This window comes from Micromonospora sp. NBC_01412 (assembly GCF_045040215.1).
Taxonomy (GTDB): Bacteria; Actinomycetota; Actinomycetes; order Mycobacteriales; family Micromonosporaceae; genus Micromonospora; species Micromonospora rubida.
This window is the reverse complement of the sequence record NZ_CP109528.1, coordinates 4527751-4547040: the sequence shown is the minus strand read 5'-3', so window position 1 is coordinate 4547040 and position 19290 is coordinate 4527751. Positions and strand designations below refer to the sequence as shown.

Sequence of the window (19290 nt, the reverse complement as noted above, 5' to 3'; positions counted from 1 at the left end):
GCACCGCTCACCGGCCCTGACCCCTCACCGGGACGCGGACGGGAACTCCTCGAAGTACGCCTCCACCCGCTCGGCCGTCGCCGGGCGGGCCAGCGCGAAGCCCTGCCCGTAGCGGCAGCCGGCCCGGCCGGCGGCGTCCGCCTGGGCCGGCGTCTCCAACTGCGCGGCGACGATTTCCAGGCCGAGCCGGTCGCCGAGGCTGACCACCACGTCGACCAGTTGGTTGTGCCCGCCGTCGGCCCCGTCGACCCGGTGCGGGGCCAGCTTGAGCAGGTCGATGGGGAGCCGGCGGAGCTGGGCCAGCGAGGCGTGCGCCGCCCGGAAGTCGTCCAGCGCGGTGCGCACGCCGAGCGAGCGCAGCCCGGCGAGCCGGGCCACCATCGTCGACAGCTCCGCGCCGATGCGCGGCTCGGCCACCTCGACCACCAGCCGCTCCGGCGACAGCCCGTGGGTGGCCAGCACCGCCGCGGCGCGCTGGAGGAAGTCCGGCGCGGCCAACTCCCGAGGGGTGACGTTCACCGACATCCAGAGCCGCCGACCCCCCGCCGACCAGTCGGCCAGCTGGCGGCAGGCCCGGTCCAGCACCCAGCGGCCCACCTCGCCGACGAGGTCCAGGTCCTCGGCGACGGGGAGCAGCTCGGCCGGGAGCACGGTGCCCAGCACCGGGCTGCGCCAGCGCAGCAGCGCCTCGGTGCCCACCGGCAGCCGGTCGGCCAGCCCGAGCACCGGCTGGTAGACCAGGTCCAGCTCGCCCCGGGCCACCGCGCCGGGCAGCTCCCGCTCCAGATCGAGCCGGCGGACGAGCTGCTCCTCCAGGTAAGCGTCGTACCACTCGATCCGGTCCCGCCCGAGCTGGGCGGCCCGCCGGCGGGCCAGGTCCGCCTGGCGCAGCACGTCGTCGGCAGCCGCGTCGGGGATCTCGGCCAGGCCGATGCTGGCCTGCAACCGGACCTCGTCGCCCGCCACCCGGTACGGCTCGCCGAGCGCCTCCAGCAGCCGGGTGCCCAGCGCGTACGCCAGCACCGGGCCGGCGGTGGTGACCACGCCGAACTCGTCGCCGACCAGCCGGGCCACCAGGTCGTTCGGGCCGACCGCCGCGCGCAGCCGGCGGGCCACCTCCACCACGACCACGTCGCCGACCGCGTGGCCGCGACCGTCGTTGACCGCGCCCAGGCCGTGCAGGTCCACCACCAGCAGCGCCCCCTGCCCGCCCCGCCGGGCGGCCAGCTCGCGCAGCAGCTCGCGGCGGTTGGCCAACCCCGTGAGCTGATCGGTCGCGGCGAGCCGGTGCACCGCGCGCTCCAGCCGGCGACGCTCGCCGACGTCACGCACGTGCAGCGCCAGCGCGTGCACCTCGGGCACCCCGCGCTGGTCGCTGATCGTGGACTCGGTCTCCCGCCACACCCCGTGCCCGTCGCGTATCCGGGCGGCCAGCAGCGTCGGCCGGGCACCGGCGCGCACCTCGTCGAGCAGCAGCGCGGCGCGCGGGACGTCGGCGGGGTGCAACAGGTCGGCGAAGGGCCGGCCGAGCACGTCGGCGTCGATCAGCCCGAACAGCCGGGCCGCGGCCGGGGACTGCCAGCGCACCCGCAGCCCGTCGTCCAGCAGCAGGATCAGGTCGTCGCCGCCCGAGACCAGGGCCCGGAAGTGCGCCTCCTGGGCGGTCAGGCGGGCGGCGTACCGGCGGTTGTCGGTGGCGGTCATCAGCTCCCGGACCACCAGCGGCGGGGTCACCGCCAGCCCGAGCAGGATCGCCCCCGGCGTGAAGTCGCCGTGCGCGTAGAGGTGCCCGCCGGCGGCCAGGGCGGCGATCGCGGCCGGCGCGCTGACCCGGGGCCAGACGGGCGGCGGGCCACCCGGGCGGCGCGGGTCCCCGGCGGCCACCCGGCGACACCCGGCTGCGGTGAGCAGCGCCCCGACGACCAGCGGCCCGATGGTGGTCAGCAGGGCCCGGTCCGGGGCGTCGTAGGCGAGCAGCACGATCAGCCCGAGCAGGCCGAACTGGGCCGCCCCGGCGCCGAGCAGGCAGATCGCCGCACCGGGCCGGCGCCGCCAGTCGGCCAGCGCCGCGACGCCGATCACCGCGAGGCCGAACCCGCCGGCCACCACCGCGACCCGGGCGGCTGGCGGGGTCTCCCCCGGCGGGAGCAGCACCCAGGCGGCGAAGATCAGGCTCAGGCCCAGGCTGACGATGTCGACCACGCGGCGGACCCGGGCCCGGTTCGGCAGCCGGCTGCGGCCGGGCAGCAGGAGCAGCCCGCCGGTGTGCAGCAGGGCTGCGGCCCCGAGACCGGCCGTGCCGACGGCGACCCGCAGGCCTGTGCCGACGAGGGGTAGCACCGCGACGGTCAGCCCGACCGTGGCCACCGCCGCGTCGAGCAGCCCGGCGGCCGAGCGGCAGCGGGTGGCGCGGCGGCCGGCCCGGTCGGGGCCATCGCCGGGCGACCCGGCGGACCGGACGGGCGCGGCCAGCAGGGACAGCCGGACACCGGCCAGGATGCTGCCGGCGGCGCCGGCGAGGGCCACCGCGGCCAGCGGCGGGATCGCGCCGGCGCCGCCGGCGAGGGCGAGCAGCGCCGCCGTCGCCAGCACCAGCAGGTCGGCGGGACGCGGGAGGCTGCGGGAGGTGCCGGAGGGATACGCGACGGACACGGCGATCGCCTTCGTGAGGGGGCACGGGCGGTGCGGTACGACGGTGCGGTTGCGGTCGGCGGCGTCGCCCGGCGTGGCGGTCCGGGGCGGCGTGGGCGCGACTGGTTCGCCGGCCCAACATGATGAAACGATCCATCGTCACCACAGGAAACGGTTACCAGGTCGGGAACATGAGTGATTCAGGTCACTGTCATGGCGCCGGTCACCCGCGTCCCCGCCCGCCCGGGGCCCGACCCCGCCCAGGTGGGATCATCGAGGGGTGAGTAGCGCCGAGACCATCCGCTTCCGCCCCAACCAGGCGATCCTGGTCGCGGCGGTGATCGCCTTCATCGGGGCGCTGCCCCTGGCCGCCGCCGGGTGGTACTTCCTGCCGGTGCTGCTCGTCCCGCTCGCCGTCGCCGTCTGGGCCTGGCGCTCCGGCACGGAGGCGGACGCCCGGGAGCTGCGCCTGCGGGCGCTGACCGGGCAGCGTCGGATCGGCTGGGAACGGATCGTCGAGCTGACCGCCGACGCCCGGGGCCGGGCCGTCGCCCGGCTCGACGACGGCGAGTGGCTGGTCCTGCCCGCGGTACGCGGCACCGAGCTGCCCCGGCTCGTCGCCGTCACCGGCCAGACCCTGCCCGGCCACACCGCCTGACCCGCCTGACCCTGTCGGGCCGGGGACGGGTCAGTAGCCGTCCGAGACCGTGTTGATCAGTGGCTGGCCGGCGACGAACCGCCGCACCTGCTCCCCCACCAGCCGGTACGCCCGGGGCAGCAGCCCGCGCACCGAGCCGGCGACGTGCGGGGTGAGCAGCACGTTGGACAGCCCCCACAGCGGGTGGTCGGCGGGCAGCGGCTCGGGGTCGGTGACGTCCAGCGCGGCCCGCAGCCGCCCGGAGACCAGCTCGGCGACCAGCGCGTCCGTCCGGGCCACCGGGCCACGCGCGGCGTTGACCAGCAGCGCGCCGTCGGGCATCGCGGCGAGGAACTCCTCGTCGACCAGGCCCCGGGTCGCCTCGGTGAGGGGCACCAGCAGCACCACCACATCGGCCTCGGGCAGCAGCGCCGGCAGCTCGTCGACCCCGTGCACCCCCTCGGCGGGGCGGGCCGTCCGGGCGACCAGGGTGAAGGTCACCTCGAACGGCGCCAGCCGGGCGCGCACCGCCGCCCCGATCGAGCCCGCGCCGACGATCAGCACCCGCTTGCCGGCCAGCTCGTCGGTCGGGCAGACCCGGTCGTACGCCCACTCGCGGCGGGACTGGGCGACGGCGAAGGCGGGGAAGCCGCGCAGCTGGGAGAGAACCGCGGTGGCCACCCACTCGGCGGTGCCGGAGTCGTGCACCCCGCGCGCGTCGCAGAGCGTCACCCCGTCCGGGACCCGGCCGACCCAGGCGTCGGCCCCGGCGGAGAGGAGCTGCACCACCCGCAGGGCGGGCAGCTCGCCGAGCAGGGCGGCGGCGTCCCCGCCGGACAGGAACGGGGGCACCCAGAACCGCACGTCGGCCACGTCGGACGGGAGGCGGGACGGCGACTCGGCCACCTCGACGGTGACCCCGGGCGGCACGTCACCGAGCAGGCCGTGACCGGCCGGGTGCGGAATCCATACCTTCACGCCCGACGACGATAGCCGCCCGGCGACGTCGGTCCCCCGCCGGTGCGGGCGAACCACCCGGTGACGGGGCCCGGGCGGCGATGACCGACCGCCCGCCCCGGCGACAGACCCGGGCAGGGCTACCGCGCGGCCACCGCGCAGGACCCGTCCGGGCGGCTAGGCTGGGCAGGGTGAGCCCCCGTCGCCCGTACCCCCGGAAGACCTCCGTACGCGCGGTGGCCGCGGCGTCGTGCGCGGCGCTGCTGCTGGCCGCCGCCGGATGCAGCTTCGGCGAGCCGGACCCGGACCCGGCCGGCGAGCCGCCGAACCTGCCGACCCCGTCCGCCTCCGCCCCCGGCGGCGGCACCGGCCAGCAGATGGTCGCCACCGTGCTGGCCAAGGGCCTGCGGGTGCCGTGGGGAATCGCGTTCCTGCCCGACGGCGGCGCGCTGGTCACCGAGCGGGACAGCGGCCGGATCCTCCAGGTCGGGCCCGGGTCCGGGCGGGACGGGCTGACCGTCACCGCCGTGCAGACCGTGCCCGACGTCGCGGCCGGCGGGGAGGGCGGCCTGCTCGGCATCGCCGTGTCCCCCCGCTACGCGACGGACCGGACGGTCTTCGTCTACCACACCGCCGAGCGGGACAACCGGATCGTCAAGCTGGAACTGGGCGGCCGGCCGACGCCGGTCCTGACAGGCATCCCCCGGTCCGGGACCCACAACGGCGGCGGGCTCGCCTTCGGCCCGGACGGCTACCTGTACGCCAGCACCGGCGACGCCGGCAACCGGGAGTCCGCGCAGGACCAGAAGAGCCTCGGCGGCAAGATCCTGCGGATCACCCCGGACGGCAAGCCGGCCCCGGGCAACCCGTACCCGGGGTCCCCGGTCTGGTCCCTGGGGCACCGCAACGTGCAGGGACTCACCTGGGACGCCGGCAAGCGGATGTACGCGGTCGAGTTCGGCCAGAACACCTGGGACGAGATCAACCAGATCACCAAGGGCGGCAACTACGGCTGGCCCCTGGTCGAGGGGAAGGCCGGCGACAAGCGGTACACCGACCCGCTGGTGCAGTGGAAGACCTCCGACGCGTCCTGCTCGGGCCTGGCCGCGACCGACCGGCTGCTGGTCACCTCCTGCCTGCGCGGGCAGCGGCTCTGGCTGGCCGAGCTGACCGACACCGGCACCATGCTCGGCCAGCCCCGGGAGCTGCTCACCGGCAAGTACGGTCGGCTGCGGGCGACGGTCGCCGCGCCCGACGGGTCGATCTGGGTCACCACGTCCAACCACGACGGGCGGGGCCAGCCGGCCCCCGAGGACGACCGCATCCTGCGCCTGGTCTTCTCCGACGGCGGCGCGGGGCGTGGCTAGCCGCGACGCGTAGCGGCCGTAGCACCCGGACCGCGCGGCGCGGCGCGGCGGAATCCAGGGTTTGCCAAGATCCTTCATTGGGCAGGTCAGAATCTCAGCATGGACGGCCAGGAGAACGAACAGCGAAACACCGGGGACGCCGACACCCCGGCGACCGGTCGTGGCCGGCGCTGGGCCCTCCGGCGCAGAGGCGGGGACGTTTCGCCCGGCCGGGGCCGAGGCCTGGCCCTGACCCGCCGGGTGGGCGTGGCGCTCGCCGTCGTGGCGATCGCCCTGGCCGGGGTGGTGATCGGCACCTTCGCCGGCGGGCGGGTGCAGACCGACATCGGCCCGTTCCGGGCCGAGCTGACCCTCGCGCCCGCGCTCACGGGCGGCACCACCGTCGACATCCCGCCGCTGGGCGCCCTGCACCTGGACAGCCACGACGGGCCGACCCACCTGACCGTGGGGCTGGGGGCACTGGACCAGCGACGCACCGAGGCGCTGATCGGCGACCCGGCGAGCATCAGCCGGGCCAGCCAGTCCGCCGTCACCGACGTCCGCACCGGGGTGATGCGCCTCGGCCTGCGTACCGTCGGCGCGACGCTGCTGGTCACCCTCCTGCTGGCCGCCCTGGTCTTCCGGGACACCCGGCGCACCGCCTGGGCCGGGGGTCTGGCCCTGGCGGTCACCGCCGGCAGCCTCGGCCTGGCCGCGTCCACCCTCCGCCCGCAGGCCATCGAGGAGCCCCGGTACGAGGGGCTGCTGGTCAACGCCCCGGCGATCGTCGGTGACGCCCGGAAGATCGCCAACGACTACACCAAGTACGCCGAGCAGCTCCAACGCCTCGTCGGCAACGTCAGCCAGCTCTACACCACCGTGTCCGCCTTGCCGGTGTACGAGCCGGCACCCGGCACCACCCGGATCCTGCACGTCTCCGACATGCACCTCAACCCGTCCGGCTGGCAGCTCATCCGCACCGTGGTCGAGCAGTTCGGCATCGACGTGGTGATCGACACCGGGGACCTCACCGACTGGGGCAGCGAGCCGGAGGCGTCCTACGTCGGGTCGATCGGGCTGCTCAAGAAGCCGTACGTCTACATCCGGGGCAACCACGACTCGGGGAAGACGGCGGCTGCGGTGGCCCAGCAGCCGAACGCGATCGTGCTGAACAACTCGACCACCACCGTCGCCGGGCTGACCATCGCCGGCATCGGCGACCCCCGGTTCACCCCGGACAAGGAGACCTCGCCCGCCGGCAGCGGCCTGACCAAGCAGGTCGCCGACCAGGTGATCGGGGCCGGAGACCAGCTCGCCACCACCGTCCGCAACTCGCCCACGCCGGTGAACATCGCCCTGGTGCACGACCCGGCGTCGGCCGGGCCGCTGTCGGGCACCTGCCCGCTGGTCCTCGCCGGCCACACCCACGCCCGGCAGGTCTCCAAGCTGCCGCAGGTGCCGGGCCAGATGCCCACCCAGCTCATGGTGGAGGGGTCCACCGGCGGGGCCGGGCTGCGTGGCCTGGAGGGCGAGAAGCCCACCCCGCTGTCGATGACGGTGCTCTACCTCGACAAGGACAAGCTGCTCCAGGCGTACGACGACATCACCATCGGCGGGACCGGCCAGTCGCAGGTCAACCTGGAACGGCACCTGGTGCGGGACCCGAAGGCCGGCGCCGAGGTCCCCGTCACCCCCACCCCGACCCGCTGAACGCGGCGGGCCGGGGGACGGGGACGCGGGAGACGGCGGGGACGGTCAGCGCAGGGACAGGGCGGCCAGGGCGGCGTTGACGATGCTGCCGGGCAGCAGGTCGTGCAGCTCGTACAGCTCGCGGACGCTGCCGGACTGGCCGAACTCGTCCACCCCCAGCGGCACAGCGTGCGCGCCGAGGGCCGAACCGAGCCAGGCCATCGCGTGCGAGGCGGCGTCGTGCACCGTCACCACCGGCACCCGGTCGACGAACGCCGACCGCAGCGCCCCGGGCACGCTCGGCACGGTGGCCGTCCGCACGCCCTGGCGCAGGGTGCGCTGCCAGGCCCGGTAGAGCCGGTCCAGGCTGGTCACGTCGACAACGTGCGCGGCGACGCCCTCCTCGGCCAGCTCGGCGGCGGCGGCCAGCACCTCGGGCAGCACCGCGCCGGACGCGGCGAGCTGCACCACCGGGGCGTCGGCCAGATGCGGGTACACCTCATGCGCGTCCACCAGCCGGTACGCCCCGGCGACCGCCTGCCGGCGCAGCACCGCGTCGCCGAGCCGGGCCCGGGCCGCCTCGAAGGGGGCCTGGTCGATCGGGCGGGTGCTGAGCCGGAAGTAGTACGCCCCGTCCTCGGCCGGCGCGGCGGTGGTGGCCGGCACGCCACCGGCGGCGATCTGCCCGAGCGCGTCGCAGAGCAGCCAGTCGAGGGTGGCCGCGTACGCCGGCTCGACGAAGGTGACCCCGGGCAGCTCCAGCCCGACCGAGGCGGTGATCGTCGACTGGTGGGCGCCGCCCTCCGGGGCGAGGGTGATGCCCGACGGGGTGCCGGCGACCACGAACCGGGAGCCGGAGTACGTGCCGTACAGGAACGCGTCGAGGCCGCGCAGCACGAACGGGTCGTAGACCGTGCCGACCGGCAGCAGCGGCTGCCCGGACAGGTCCCAGGACAGGCCGAGCTGGCCGAGCAGCAGGAACAGGTTCATCTCCGAGATGCCCAGCTCGATGTGCTGGCCCGACGGGCTCTCCGTCCAGCGCAGCATCCGGTCCTCCGTCCAGGACCGCTGGGCGGTCGGGGCGAACACCCCGGTCTTGTTGATGAACCCGGCCAGGTTGGTGGAGGTGGCCACGTCCGGGGCGGTGGTGACCAGGTACGGGGCCAGGTTCTCGTCCCGGGCCAGCTCCACCAGCACCCGACCGAAGGCCTCCTGGGTGGAGACGGGCTTGTTGGCGCGTACCCGGGTGGTCTCCGGAACGGCGACCGGCAGCGCCCGCTCGCGGGGCGCGCGGGACAGCGCCTCGCGGCGCTCGCCGGCCCGGATGCCGGCGGGGCTCGCCGGGTCGAGGCGGTCCCACTCGGTCTCGGCGGTCAGACCCTGGGCGGCGCGCAGGGCGTCGACCTGCTCGGTGGACAGCAGCGCCGAGTGGTTGCGCGGGTTGCCGGCGATCGGCAGCCCCCACCCCTTCACCGTGTACGCGAAGACCACGCTGGGCCGGTCGGTGACCGCGTCGCACTGGGCGTACGCGTCGAGCATCGCCGTGAGGTCGTGCCCGCCCAGGTCGGTGACCAGCGGGCCCAGCTCGTCGTCGGCGATGTCGGCGATGAACTCGGCGATTCCGGCAGGCGCCCCGTCGAGGAACTGCGCGCGCAGCGCCAGGCCGGCCAGCCCGAACAGCGACTGGTACTGCTCGTTGGGCATCGCGTCGATCCAGTCGCGCAGCGCCTCCCCGCCCGGCCGGGCGTATGCCTGGGCGAGCCGGCGGCCGTACTTGACCTCGACGACGTGCCAGCCGGCGGCCTCGAACTGGCCGCGCCACTGGTTGATCCGGATGCCCGGGACGACCCGGTCCAGGGACTGGCGGTTGAAGTCGACCAGCCACATCACGTTGCCCAGCCCGGTGGTGGCCGGGTCGGCGACGGCCTCCCAGATGTTGCCCTCGTCCAGCTCGGCGTCGCCGATCAGCGCGACGAACCGGGAGTGCGGGCGCTCGCCGAAGTGGGCGTCGACGTACCGGCGGGTGACGGCGGCGAACAGCGGCGCGGCAGCGCCGAGGCCGACCGAGCCGGTGGAGAAGTCGACGCCGTCCGGGTCCTTGGTGCGCGACGGGTACGACTGGAGGCCGCCCCGGGCCCGCAACCTCGGCAGGTACGACCGGTCCAGGTTGCCCAGCAGGTACTGGACGGCGTGGAAGACCGGGGAGGCATGGGGCTTGACCGCCACCCGGTCCTCGGCGTCGAGATGGGCGAACCACAGCGCGGTCATCGCGGTGACCAGGGAGGCGCTGGACGCCTGGTGGCCACCGACCTTCACCCCGTCGCCGGTGTCCCGATCGTGGTTGGCCGCGTCGACGATCCGGGTGGCGAGCCAGAGCACCCGCCGCTGGATCTCGTCGAGGACATCGAGGTCGTGCTGGTTCACGGTGGCTCCATCCGGGCGTCGCCGTTGACGCCCTCGCGAGGGGGTGCGGGTAGCCGGGTAGTCGGAAGAGGCGGGAAGGCCGCCGCCGGTCCCGGCGGCGGCCTTCCCGGTCGGGGCTCAGCCCTGGGCGCCGAGGCGCTCCAGGATCAGCTCGCGGACGGTCTTGGCGTCGGCCTGGCCCCGGGTGGTCTTCATGACCGCGCCGACCAGCGCGCCGGCCGCCGCGACCTTGCCGCTGCGGATCTTCTCGGCGATGCCCGGGTTCGCGGCGATCGCCTCGTCCACGGCGGCGGTGAGCGCGCCGGTGTCGGAGACGACCTCCAGGCCCCGGTTGGCCATGATCTGGGTGGGTGAGCCCTCGCCGGCCACCACACCCTCCAGGACGGTCCGGGCCAGCTTGTCGTTGAGCTTGCCGGCGTCGACCAGCCCCTGGAGCTCGGCGACCTGGTTCGGGGTGGCCCCGATGTCGGCCAGCTCCACGCCGGTCTCGTTGGCCCGGCGGGACAGCTCGCCCAGCCACCACTTGCGGGCGGCGGCGGGGGTGGCCCCGGCGGCGACGGTAGCCTCGATCAGCTCGACCGCGCCGGCGTTGAGCACCGACTGCATGTCGGCGTCGGACAGACCCCACTGCTCCTGGAGCCGACGGCGGTGCAGCCGGGGCAGCTCCGGCAGGGCGGCCTTCAACTCGGCCACCCACGCGGTGTCCGGGGCGAGCGGCACCAGGTCCGGCTCCGGGAAGTACCGGTAGTCGGTGGCGGTCTCCTTGGAGCGGCCCGGCCGGGTGCCCCCGGTGTCCTCCTGGAAGTGCCGGGTCTCCTGGGTGATCCGGCCACCCGCGTCGAGCACCGACGCCTGGCGCAGCATCTCCGAGCGGACCGCCCGCTCCACCGAGCGCAGCGAGTTGACGTTCTTCGTCTCGGTGCGGGTGCCCCACTCCGCGCCCGGCAGGTTGAGGGAGGTGTTCACGTCGCAGCGCAGCGAGCCCTCCTCCATCCGCACGTCGGAGACGCCCAGGGAGCGGATCACGTCGCGCAGCTCGGCCACGTACGCGCGGGCCACCTCGGGGGCGAGTGCCCCGATGCCGGGGACCGGCTTGGTGACGATCTCCACCAGCGCGATGCCGGCCCGGTTGTAGTCGACCAGCGACTCGGTCGCGCCGTGGATTCGCCCAGTGGCGCCGCCGACGTGCAGCGTCTTGCCGGTGTCCTCCTCCAGGTGCACCCGCTCGATGCCGATCCGGACCAGCTCGCCGTTGACCTCCACGTCGAGATAGCCGTCGACGCAGAGCGGCTCGTCGTACTGGCTGATCTGGAAGTCCTTCGGCATGTCCGGGTAGAAGTAGTTCTTCCGGGCGAACCGGCACCACTGCGCGATGGAGCAGTTCAACGCGAGGCCGATCCGGATCGTCGCCTCGATGGCCGCCTTGTTCGCCACCGGCAGCGAGCCGGGCAGGCCCAGGCAGACCGGGCAGACCCGGGTGTTCGGCTCGCCGCCGAAGTCCGTCGGGCAGCCGCAGAACATCTTGGTGTTCGTGCCCAGCTCGACGTGGGTCTCCAGGCCGATCACCGGTTCGTAGCGCGCAACGACATCGTCGTACGCGGGCAAGGTGGTCGTCATCGGTGCTCCTGCCTCACAGTGCCGGTGGGGTGAACGTGCCGACCGCGGACTCCAGCGCGGCGGCGACCCGGTACATCCGGTCGTCGGCCATCGTCGGGGCCATCACCTGAAGGCCGACCGGCAGCCCCTCGGAGAGGCCGCACGGCACCGAGATGCCCGGCCCGCCGTACAGGTTCGTCGGGATGGTGTACAGGTCGGCCAGGTACATCTGGTACGGGTCGGCGGTGCGCGCGCCGATCGGGAACGCCACGAACGGCGTGGTCGGCGAGATCAGCGCGTCGACCTGCTCGAACGCGGCGGTGAAGTCCCGGGTGATCAGGGTCCGGACCTTCTGCGCCTGCCCGTAGTAGGCGTCGTAGTAGCCCGAGGAGAGGGCGTACGTGCCGAGCATGATCCGGCGCTTGACCTCGGGGCCGAAGCCGGCCTCCCGGGTCAGCGACATGACCTCCTCCAACGACCGGTTGCCGTCGTCGCCGACCCGCAGCCCGAACCGGACGCCGTCGAACCGGGCCAGGTTCGACGAGCACTCGCTCGGCGCGATCAGGTAGTACGCCGGCAGGGCGTACTTGAAGTGCGGGCAGGAGATCTCGACGATCTCCGCGCCGAGCTTGGCCAGGGCGTCGACGGACTCGCGGAACGCGGCCATCACGCCCGGCTCGCCGCCCTCGCCGGAGAACTCGGTGACCACGCCCAGCTTCACGCCGGTCAGGTCGCCGGTCGCGCCGAGCCGCGCGGCGGCCACCACGTCGGGCACCGGCTGCGGGATGGAGGTGGAGTCGCGCGGGTCGTGCCCGCCGATCGCCGCGTGCAGCAGCGCCGCGTCCAGCACCGTACGCGCGCAGGGGCCCGGGGTGTCCAGCGAGGAGGAGAACGCCACCAGGCCGTACCGGGAGGTGCCGCCGTAGGTGGGCTTCGCCCCGACGGTGCCGGTGACCGCGCCGGGCTGGCGGATCGAGCCGCCGGTGTCCGAGCCGATCGCCAGCGGCGCCTCGTACGCCGCGATGGCGGCGGCGCTGCCGCCACCGGAGCCGCCCGGGATGCGGTCGAGGTCCCACGGGTTGTGGCTCGGCCCGTACGCCGAGTACTCCGTGGAGGAGCCCATGGCGAACTCGTCCATGTTCGTCTTGCCGAGCATCACCGTGCCGGCCGCCCGCAGCCGCTGCACGATCGTCGCGTCGTACGGCGGGCGCCAGCCCTCAAGGATCTTCGACCCGACGGTGGTCGGCACGCCCTTGGTGGTCAGCACGTCCTTCACGGCCACCGGGACGCCGGCCAGCGGGCCCAGCTCCTCCCCGGCCGCCCGGCGCTCGTCTACCGCGCGGGCGGCGGCGAGCGCGCCCTCCGTGTCGACGTGCAGGAAGGCGTGCACCCGGCCCTCGACGGCGGCGATCCGGTCCAGGTGGGCCCGGGTCACCTCGACGGCCGAGGTCTCCCCGCCGGCGACGAGACCGGCGATCTCGACGGCGGTCAGCTTGGTCAGGTCAGTCACGACGCCACATCCTCGTCCAGGATCCGCGGGACGCGGAACCGCTGTTCCTCCACGTCGGGCGCGCCCGACAGGGCCTCCGCCGGGGTCAGGCCCGGCACCACCACGTCCTCGCGCAGCACGTTCGTCAACGGTACGGAGTGGGAGGTCGGCGGGATGTCCGCCGCGGCGACCTCGCCGACCTGGGCGACCGCCTGGAGGATCGTGTCGAGCTGGCCGGCGAAGGTGTCCAACTCCTCCTCCGTGACGGCGAGCCGCGACAGTCGCGCCAGGTGCGCGACCTCCTCGCGGGAGATGGCGGCCATCAGTGCCCCCTTCGTGGCTGTCGTGCTGGTTTCTGACGGGTGGCCCGCCGCGCGTCGGGATGACGATGACGTGCGGTGACCGGAGCGAGTCTATTGTCCAGCACCGACCCGGCGTCCCCGACTCCCCCTCCGGCCCGGCTCCCTCTCCGGGCCCGGCTCCCTCTCCGGGCCCGACTCCTCTCCGACCCGGCGTCCCGATTCTCCCTCCGGCCCGGCGGCGCCCAGGACGCCGTCGGGTCAGCGGCCGCGCGGGGGCCGGCTCTCCGCGCCCCGCGCGGCCGGCCGCAGCGGCCGGTACCGGGCGAGCCACGCGGCCAGCTCCTCGGCCGGCATCGGCCGGGCGTAGAACCAACCCTGCGCCACGTCGCAGCCGGCGGCGTGCAGCAGTCGCCAGGTCCGCTCGTCCTCCACCCCCTCCGCGACGACCCGCAGCCCGAGCGCCCCGGCCAGCTCGATCATCGACCGGACGATCGCGGCGTCGTCCGCGTCGTCGACCATCCCGAGCACGAACGACCGGTCCACCTTCACCTCGGACAGCGGCAACCGGCGCAGGTGCTGCATCGACGAGTACCCGGTGCCGAAGTCGTCCAGCGCGATGGCCACCCCGATGGCGTGCAGCCGGGAGATGGTGGCCAGCACCCGGCGCGGGTCGGCCATCAGCGCGCCCTCGGTGATCTCCAGTTGCAGCCGCTCCGGCGGGACGCCGAAGCGGGCCAGCCGGTCGGCGATCTGGTCGGCGATCTCGCCGGTGTGCAGGTCCCGGACACTGACGTTGAGCGCCGCCCGCAGGCTGATCCCGGCCGCCGACCACTTCGCCAACTGCTCCACCACGTCGTCGACCACCCGGCGGGTGAGCAGTCGCATGACCGCGCTCTGCTCGGCGACCCGGATCAGCTCCTCCGGGTCGACCATCCCCCGGCGCGGATGCCGCCAGCGCAGCAGCGCCTCCACCCCCACCACCTCGCCGGTGGCGATGGCGACCTGCGGCTGGTAGTACATGGTGATCTCGCCGGGGTCGCCCGGCTCGTCGGGCCCCGTCCGCCGGCCGGCCGGCTCCGCGTACGCGACCCCGGCCCCCGGGCCGGTCCCGGGATCCGCCTCCGCCGCCCCGCCACCGCCCGGTTCGACCGTCTGCTCCGGGCCGGCGACGCCCGGTCCGACCGGCTGCTCCGGCCCAGTGCCGGTCGCGGCGGCTCGGTGCCGGATCGGGTCGGCGGCGGTGACGATCCGCTGGATCAGCTCGTCGGGGTGGGCCGGCCCCGAGCGCTCCCGATGCCGGCGGGCACCCCAGCGGGCAAACCCCACGGTCGAGCGCCCCGCGCCGCCGCGGCCGGCGGCCGGAGCGAGAGCTGCGGGCAGCGCGGCGCCGTCCCCGCCGCGCACCCCGGCCGTCCCCCGACCGTCGTCCCGCCCCGCCGGCCCCGATTCGAGTACGCGCCGCAGGTCAGCCAGCAGACCCAGCCGCTCGGCGGAGTTGTGGTCGGACTCGGCGGCGTACACGGCGACGGTGTCGCTGCGCTGCTTGGCGTCGTACATCGCCACGTCGGCGTGGCGCATCAGGGTGGCGAAGTCCTCCCCGTGCTCTGGGTAGATCGCGATGCCGATGGAGCCGCCGACGTCCAGCGGCAGCCCGTCCAGCGCCACCGGCTCGGCGAGCGCGCCCACCAGCCGCTCGGCGGTCTCCCGGGCGGCCTCCACGCCGGTCAGCCCGGTGCTGACGATGGCGAACTCGTCCCCGCCGAGGCGGGCGAGCAGGTCCCGCTCCCCCACCACGCCGGCCAGCCGGGCGCTCACCTCGACCAGCAGCCGGTCGCCCACGGCGTGACCGAGCGCGTCGTTGACGTTCTTGAACCGGTCCAGGTCGATCAGCAGCAGCGCCAGGTGGGCGTCCGGGTCGCCTCGGGCGGCCCGCTCGGCGTGCAGGTGGACCTGCTCGGCCACCTCCGCGAGCAGCGCCTTGCGGTTGGGCAGGCCGGTGAGCGGGTCGAGCGCGCCGAGGTGCTCTTGCTCGGCGGCGAGGCGGGCCATCCGGTACACCGCGAACAGCGGCACCAGCACCAGCGGGATCAGCGCGGCGCTGGCCCGGGCGGCGGCCACCAGCACCGGGGCGAGCAGCAGCAACGAACCGGTGGAGATCAGCTCGTACCCCAGGCCCGACCGGACGCCGGGCCACCAGCGGCCCCCGAAACGCCACCGGATCGCGGTGCTGACCAGCCCGTAGTTGGCCACGAACCAGGCCGCCGCCGCCCCGCCGACGGCGAGCACGTCACTCCAGCCCAGGTGCCCGCCCTCGAAGATCCCGCCGGGCCCCAGGCCCGTGACCACCGCGGCGGCGGCCAGCGCGCAGGCGTACTGGGCAGCGTTGAAGCCGGACCGCCAGGCGGCATGCCCCATCCGCCAGCCGGAGACGACCACCGCGACGGTCTGCACCGCCACGGCCGGACCGAGCCCCCAGCCGAGCAGGATGGCGAAGGTGAAGCAGGTGGACGGGAAGACCGCCGAGGGCTGCCGGCGCCCCGGGGGCACGAACGGCCGTGCGTCGCAGACCACGGCGAGGGCCGCCATCGTCCAGAACGCCACCGGCAGCTCGGCCAGTCGGCCCGGCAGCTCGGTCAACGGCCGGGCCGAGACCAGGATCGCCAGCGCCGCGACGGCGGCGACGAAGCCGTAGAAGGGCGTCACCCGTCCCGGCGGGACGGAGTTTCGCGGATCGACGGCCTCCATCGCACCTCCCGGGCAGCGGCCACGGCGGGCCCTGCGCCCGTCGTGCCCCCATGAAACGCCCTGAGTGCCGCTTTTTCCGAGACGACAGCCACGAATCGGTCGTAGTCGTAATTAAGTTGGTATACGCGACCAGGTGCGGTCAAGTTTCACGACCCGCCTCCGCAGGTCCCCCGGCCGCTCCACCCACGCGGGTGACGCCCGGGGCGATGACACCCGCGCAAGGTGACGCCTGCGCCAGTGATGCCCGCGCGGGTGACGCTTGTGCCGGTGGCGCCTGGGCCAGTGGCACCCGGGTCGGTGGCGCCCGGGTCGCCCGGGGCGGCGGCGGCCGGGTCACTCGCCGACGCGGGCCACCTCACGGGCCGCGTCCGGGCCCTGGTCCAGCAGGACCCGGAAGCCCTCCTCGTCCAGCACCGGCACCTTCAGGCTGACCGCCTTGTCGGCCTTGGAGCCGGGGTTGTCCCCGACCACGACGAAGCCGGTCTTCTTGGAGACCGAGCCGGTGACCTTGCCGCCCCGGGTCTGGATCGCCTCGGCGGCCTGGTCCCTGGAGAACCCCTCCAGGGTGCCGGTCACCACGACGGTGAGCCCCTCCAGCGGGCGTGGCCCCTCCTCGCCGGCCTCCTCGGCCATCCGTACGCCCGCCTCGGCCCACTTGCGGACCACCTCGCGGTGCCAGTCGACGGCGAACCACTCCTTGATGCTGGCCGCGATAGTCGGGCCGACGCCGTCGACCGAGGACAGCTCCTCCTCGCCGGCCGCCTCGATGGCCGCCATCGAGCGGAAGTGCCGGGCGAGGTCCTGGGCTGCCGTCGGGCCCACGTGCCGGATGGAGAGCGCCACCAGCACCCGCCACAGGTCGCGCTCCCGGGCCACGGCGAGGTTGTCGAGCAGCTTCGCGGCGTTGCTGCCGAGGCTGCCGTCCTTGTTGACGAAGAACGGCGACCGGGCCAACTTCTCGGCGTCGAGGGAGAACAGGTCACCCTCGTCGGTGATGACCTGCGCGTCCAGCAGCGCCGCCGCGCCCTTGTAGCCGAGCACCTCGATGTCGAACGCGCCCCGGCCGGCCAGGTGGAACACCCGCTCGCGCAGCTGCGCCGGGCAGCTACGGCTGTTCGGGCAGCGGATGTCGACGTCCGTCTCCTTCTCCGGCCGCAGCGGGGTGCCGCAGGCCGGGCAGGTGGTCGGCATGACGAACGGCCGGGCGTCGGCCGGACGCAGGTCGACCACCGGGCCGAGCACCTCGGGGATCACGTCGCCGGCCTTGCGGATCACCACCGTGTCGCCGATCAGCACGCCCTTACGCTCCACCTCCTGCGCGTTGTGCAGGGTGGCCAGGGCCACCGTCGAGCCGGCCACCAGGACCGGCTCCAGGACGGCGAACGGGGTGACCCGGCCGGTGCGGCCGACGTTGACGTCGATGTCGAGCAGCTTGGTGTTGACCTCCTCCGGCGGGTACTTGAAGGCGATCGCCCAGCGCGGGGCCCGGCTGGTCGAGCCGAGCCGACCCTGGATGGAGACCGGGTCCACCTTGACCACCACGCCGTCGATCTCGTGCTCGACGTCGTGCCGGTGCTCGGCGTAGTACGCGATGAACTCCGCGACGCCGGCCAGGTCGGGCACCACCCGCCAGCGATCGCTGGTCGGCAGCCCCCACGCCTTCAGCGCCGCGTACGACTCGGACTGGGCGGTCGGGGTGAAGCCGCGCCGGGCGCCGACGCCGTGCACCACCAGCCGCAGCGGCCGGGACGCGGTGATGCGCGGGTCCTTCTGGCGCAGGCTGCCGGCGGCGGCGTTGCGCGGGTTGGCGAACGGGGCCTTGCCCTGCTCCACCAGGCTGGCGTTGAGGTCGGCGAAGCCGGCGATCGGGAAGTAGATCTCGCCGCGCACCTCGATGAACTCGGGCACGTCGGGGAACTCTGCCGACGTGGTCAGCCGGGCCGGCACGTCCCGGATGCTGCGGACGTTGGCGGTGACGTCCTCGCCGGTGCGCCCGTCGCCCCGGGTGGCCGCTCGCACCAGCCGGCCCTTCTCGTAGGTCAGGTTGATCGCCAGCCCGTCGACCTTGAGCTCGCACAGGTAGGGCACCGGGCCGCCGGCGTCCCGCTCGACCCGCTCGGCCCAGGCCGCCAGCTCCTCGTCGGCGAAGGCGTTGTCCAGGGAGAGCATCCGCTCGGCGTGGGCGACCGGGGTGAAGTCGGTGGAGAAGGTGCCGCCGACCCGCTGGGTCGGGGAGTCCGGGGTGCGCAGGGCCGGGAACTCGGCCTCCAGCGCCTCCAACTCGCGTAGCTGCCGGTCGAACTCGGCGTCGGTGGTGATCGGGGAGTCCAGGACGTAGTAGCGGTACTGGTGCTCGGTCAGCTCCTGGCTGAGGATGGCGTGCCGCTCCCGCGCCTCGGGGGTCGGCTCGGCTCCCGCCGCCGCCTCCTGCGCCGGGGTGACCTGCTGCGGGACGATGCCCTCAACACCGTCCGGCGCGGCCGGGCCCGCCGTCGACGCCGGATCGTCCCCCGACGCCCTACCGCTCCCCGACGCCCCACCACTCTCCGACGCCCCACTGCTCTCGGACGCCCTGCTGCTCTTGGACATCCCGCCGCTCCCCGACACCTTGCCGCCACCGGACACGTCGTGCGACCTCCCGTGATCAAGCTACCCCCGCACCGTATCGGTCGAGTGTGACAATCCGCCGGCCGCCCGCCGCGCCCGGCGGGCCGTCACCCCGCCGACGTGCGAGGATCGCCGCACGTCGGCGGGCCCGGACCGCCGCCGGACAGGGGGAGGCGCGGATGCCGGACTGGCTGCTCTGGGCGCTGGCGATCGTGCTGGCCGTCGCGGCGGGCTGGGCGTGGAGCGAGTGGCGTCGGCGCAGCGCGGGGCCCAAGCGCGCCCGGCGGGACCGGACCCGGCCGCAGCGGGACCGGCCGCGCCCCGGATCCACCGCCACCCGCCCCGGGCGGGGCACCGGCACGCGGGCCTCGGGCCGACCGGCCGCCCCGCCCCGGCCGCGCGCCGCCGAGCGGACCACCGCCCCCGCCGGTACGCCCCGACCCGGCGAGGTCTGGTGGGCCGAGGTCCCGTACGCCGACGGCACCGGCTCGAAGGTCCGCCCCTGCGTGGTGCTGCGGACCGATGGCCGGGGCGCCGACGTGCTCAAGGTCACCAGCCAGGACAAGTCCGACCGGGACGATCACGTCCGCATCCCCACCCGCGACTGGGACCCCGGTGCCGACCACGACAGCTACCTCGACATCAGCGAACCCATCCGGATCGCCACCTCGGCCTTCCGAGACAGCGCGGGCAGATGCGACCCCACCCTCTGGCGCCAACTCCGCACCCTCCCCCATCTCCCCACCCCCTGACCCCAAACCCCCAAACCCCACCCCACGCCCCGAATACCCCGTTGATCAAGAGGTTTGCGTCGCCAGCGAGGCGGATCCTGACGTAAACCTCTTGATCAACGGACTGGTCGGGGGT

At 74.8% G+C, this 19290-nt stretch carries 12 protein-coding genes; 4 read left to right on the top strand and 8 right to left on the bottom strand.

Going from position 1 to position 19290, the window contains the following annotated elements; translation table 11 throughout:
* Window positions 1-24 precede the first annotated feature (24 nt).
* Window positions 25-2652 carry a putative bifunctional diguanylate cyclase/phosphodiesterase gene (locus tag OG617_RS20865; protein ID WP_405094728.1) on the bottom strand — a complete coding sequence of 876 codons (2628 nt, stop codon included), beginning with the start codon at window positions 2650-2652 and terminating at the stop codon, window positions 25-27.
* A gap of 259 nt (window positions 2653-2911) precedes the next feature.
* On the opposite strand from OG617_RS20865, the gene OG617_RS20860 reads away from it, so the two are divergent.
* Entirely contained in the window at window positions 2912-3289 is a 378-nt protein-coding gene (locus OG617_RS20860) for a PH domain-containing protein (RefSeq protein WP_405094727.1), read from the top strand.
* Between the two features lie 30 nt (window positions 3290-3319).
* Here the strand turns inward: OG617_RS20860 and OG617_RS20855 are convergent, their stop codons facing one another.
* The gene (locus OG617_RS20855) at window positions 3320-4246 is read right to left on the bottom strand and encodes a 2-hydroxyacid dehydrogenase (RefSeq protein WP_405094726.1); all 927 of its coding nucleotides are present in this window, start codon (window positions 4244-4246) and stop codon (window positions 3320-3322) included.
* Between the two features lie 80 nt (window positions 4247-4326).
* On the opposite strand from OG617_RS20855, the gene OG617_RS20850 reads away from it, so the two are divergent.
* Both OG617_RS20850 and OG617_RS20845 read left to right on the top strand, forming a co-directional pair.
* A complete protein-coding gene (locus OG617_RS20850; protein WP_405094725.1) occupies window positions 4327-5592 on the top strand; it encodes a PQQ-dependent sugar dehydrogenase in 1266 nt (421 codons plus the stop codon).
* A gap of 99 nt (window positions 5593-5691) precedes the next feature.
* Window positions 5692-7281: a metallophosphoesterase gene (locus tag OG617_RS20845; RefSeq protein WP_405094724.1), complete on the top strand. Its 1590-nt coding sequence runs from the start codon at window positions 5692-5694 to the stop codon at window positions 7279-7281.
* A 45-nt stretch (window positions 7282-7326) separates the two neighbouring features.
* Here OG617_RS20845 and OG617_RS20840 read toward each other — a convergent pair whose 3' ends face one another.
* From OG617_RS20840 to ligA, 6 genes are all read right to left on the bottom strand, one after another.
* Window positions 7327-9684 carry a transketolase-like TK C-terminal-containing protein gene (locus OG617_RS20840; protein ID WP_405094723.1) on the bottom strand — a complete coding sequence of 786 codons (2358 nt, stop codon included), beginning with the start codon at window positions 9682-9684 and terminating at the stop codon, window positions 7327-7329.
* A 117-nt stretch (window positions 9685-9801) separates the two neighbouring features.
* Window positions 9802-11301 (bottom strand): Asp-tRNA(Asn)/Glu-tRNA(Gln) amidotransferase subunit GatB, encoded by a 1500-nt coding sequence (gatB, locus tag OG617_RS20835; protein WP_405094722.1) that lies wholly within the window; start codon window positions 11299-11301, stop codon window positions 9802-9804.
* A 13-nt stretch (window positions 11302-11314) separates the two neighbouring features.
* Complete coding sequence (gene gatA, locus OG617_RS20830) at window positions 11315-12790, bottom strand: Asp-tRNA(Asn)/Glu-tRNA(Gln) amidotransferase subunit GatA (RefSeq protein WP_405094721.1); 1476 nt, start codon at window positions 12788-12790, stop codon at window positions 11315-11317.
* Window positions 12787-13092 carry an Asp-tRNA(Asn)/Glu-tRNA(Gln) amidotransferase subunit GatC gene (gene gatC, locus OG617_RS20825; RefSeq protein WP_405094720.1) on the bottom strand — a complete coding sequence of 102 codons (306 nt, stop codon included), beginning with the start codon at window positions 13090-13092 and terminating at the stop codon, window positions 12787-12789. Before gatC ends, gatA begins: the two co-directional genes overlap by 4 nt.
* A 237-nt stretch (window positions 13093-13329) precedes the next feature.
* On the bottom strand, window positions 13330-15816 hold the full coding sequence (locus OG617_RS20820) for a putative bifunctional diguanylate cyclase/phosphodiesterase (protein ID WP_405094719.1): 2487 nt from the start codon (window positions 15814-15816) through the stop codon (window positions 13330-13332).
* 333 nt (window positions 15817-16149) lie between these two features.
* On the bottom strand, window positions 16150-18405 hold the full coding sequence (gene ligA / locus OG617_RS20815; protein WP_405094718.1) for an NAD-dependent DNA ligase LigA: 2256 nt from the start codon (window positions 18403-18405) through the stop codon (window positions 16150-16152).
* A 197-nt stretch (window positions 18406-18602) separates the two neighbouring features.
* On the opposite strand from ligA, the gene OG617_RS20810 reads away from it, so the two are divergent.
* Window positions 18603-19175, top strand: coding sequence for a type II toxin-antitoxin system PemK/MazF family toxin (locus tag OG617_RS20810; protein WP_405094717.1), 573 nt, complete (start codon window positions 18603-18605; stop codon window positions 19173-19175).
* The last annotated feature ends 115 nt before the right edge of the window (window positions 19176-19290 follow it).

What these genes read in the sequence shown, in the direction of transcription:
- OG617_RS20850 (WP_405094725.1), top strand. Translation starts at nt 4,327, where the DNA reads ATGACCGACCGCCCGCCCCGGCGACAGACCCGGGCAGGGCTACCGCGC.
- OG617_RS20845 (WP_405094724.1), top strand. Translation starts at nt 5,692, where the DNA reads ATGGACGGCCAGGAGAACGAACAGCGAAACACCGGGGACGCCGACACC.
- gatB (WP_405094722.1), bottom strand. Translation starts at nt 11,301, where the DNA reads ATGACGACCACCTTGCCCGCGTACGACGATGTCGTTGCGCGCTACGAA.
- gatC (WP_405094720.1), bottom strand. Translation starts at nt 13,092, where the DNA reads ATGGCCGCCATCTCCCGCGAGGAGGTCGCGCACCTGGCGCGACTGTCG.
- OG617_RS20820 (WP_405094719.1), bottom strand. Translation starts at nt 15,816, where the DNA reads ATGGAGGCCGTCGATCCGCGAAACTCCGTCCCGCCGGGACGGGTGACG.
- ligA (WP_405094718.1), bottom strand. Translation starts at nt 18,405, where the DNA reads ATGTCCAAGAGCAGCAGGGCGTCCGAGAGCAGTGGGGCGTCGGAGAGT.
- OG617_RS20810 (WP_405094717.1), top strand. Translation starts at nt 18,603, where the DNA reads ATGCCGGACTGGCTGCTCTGGGCGCTGGCGATCGTGCTGGCCGTCGCG.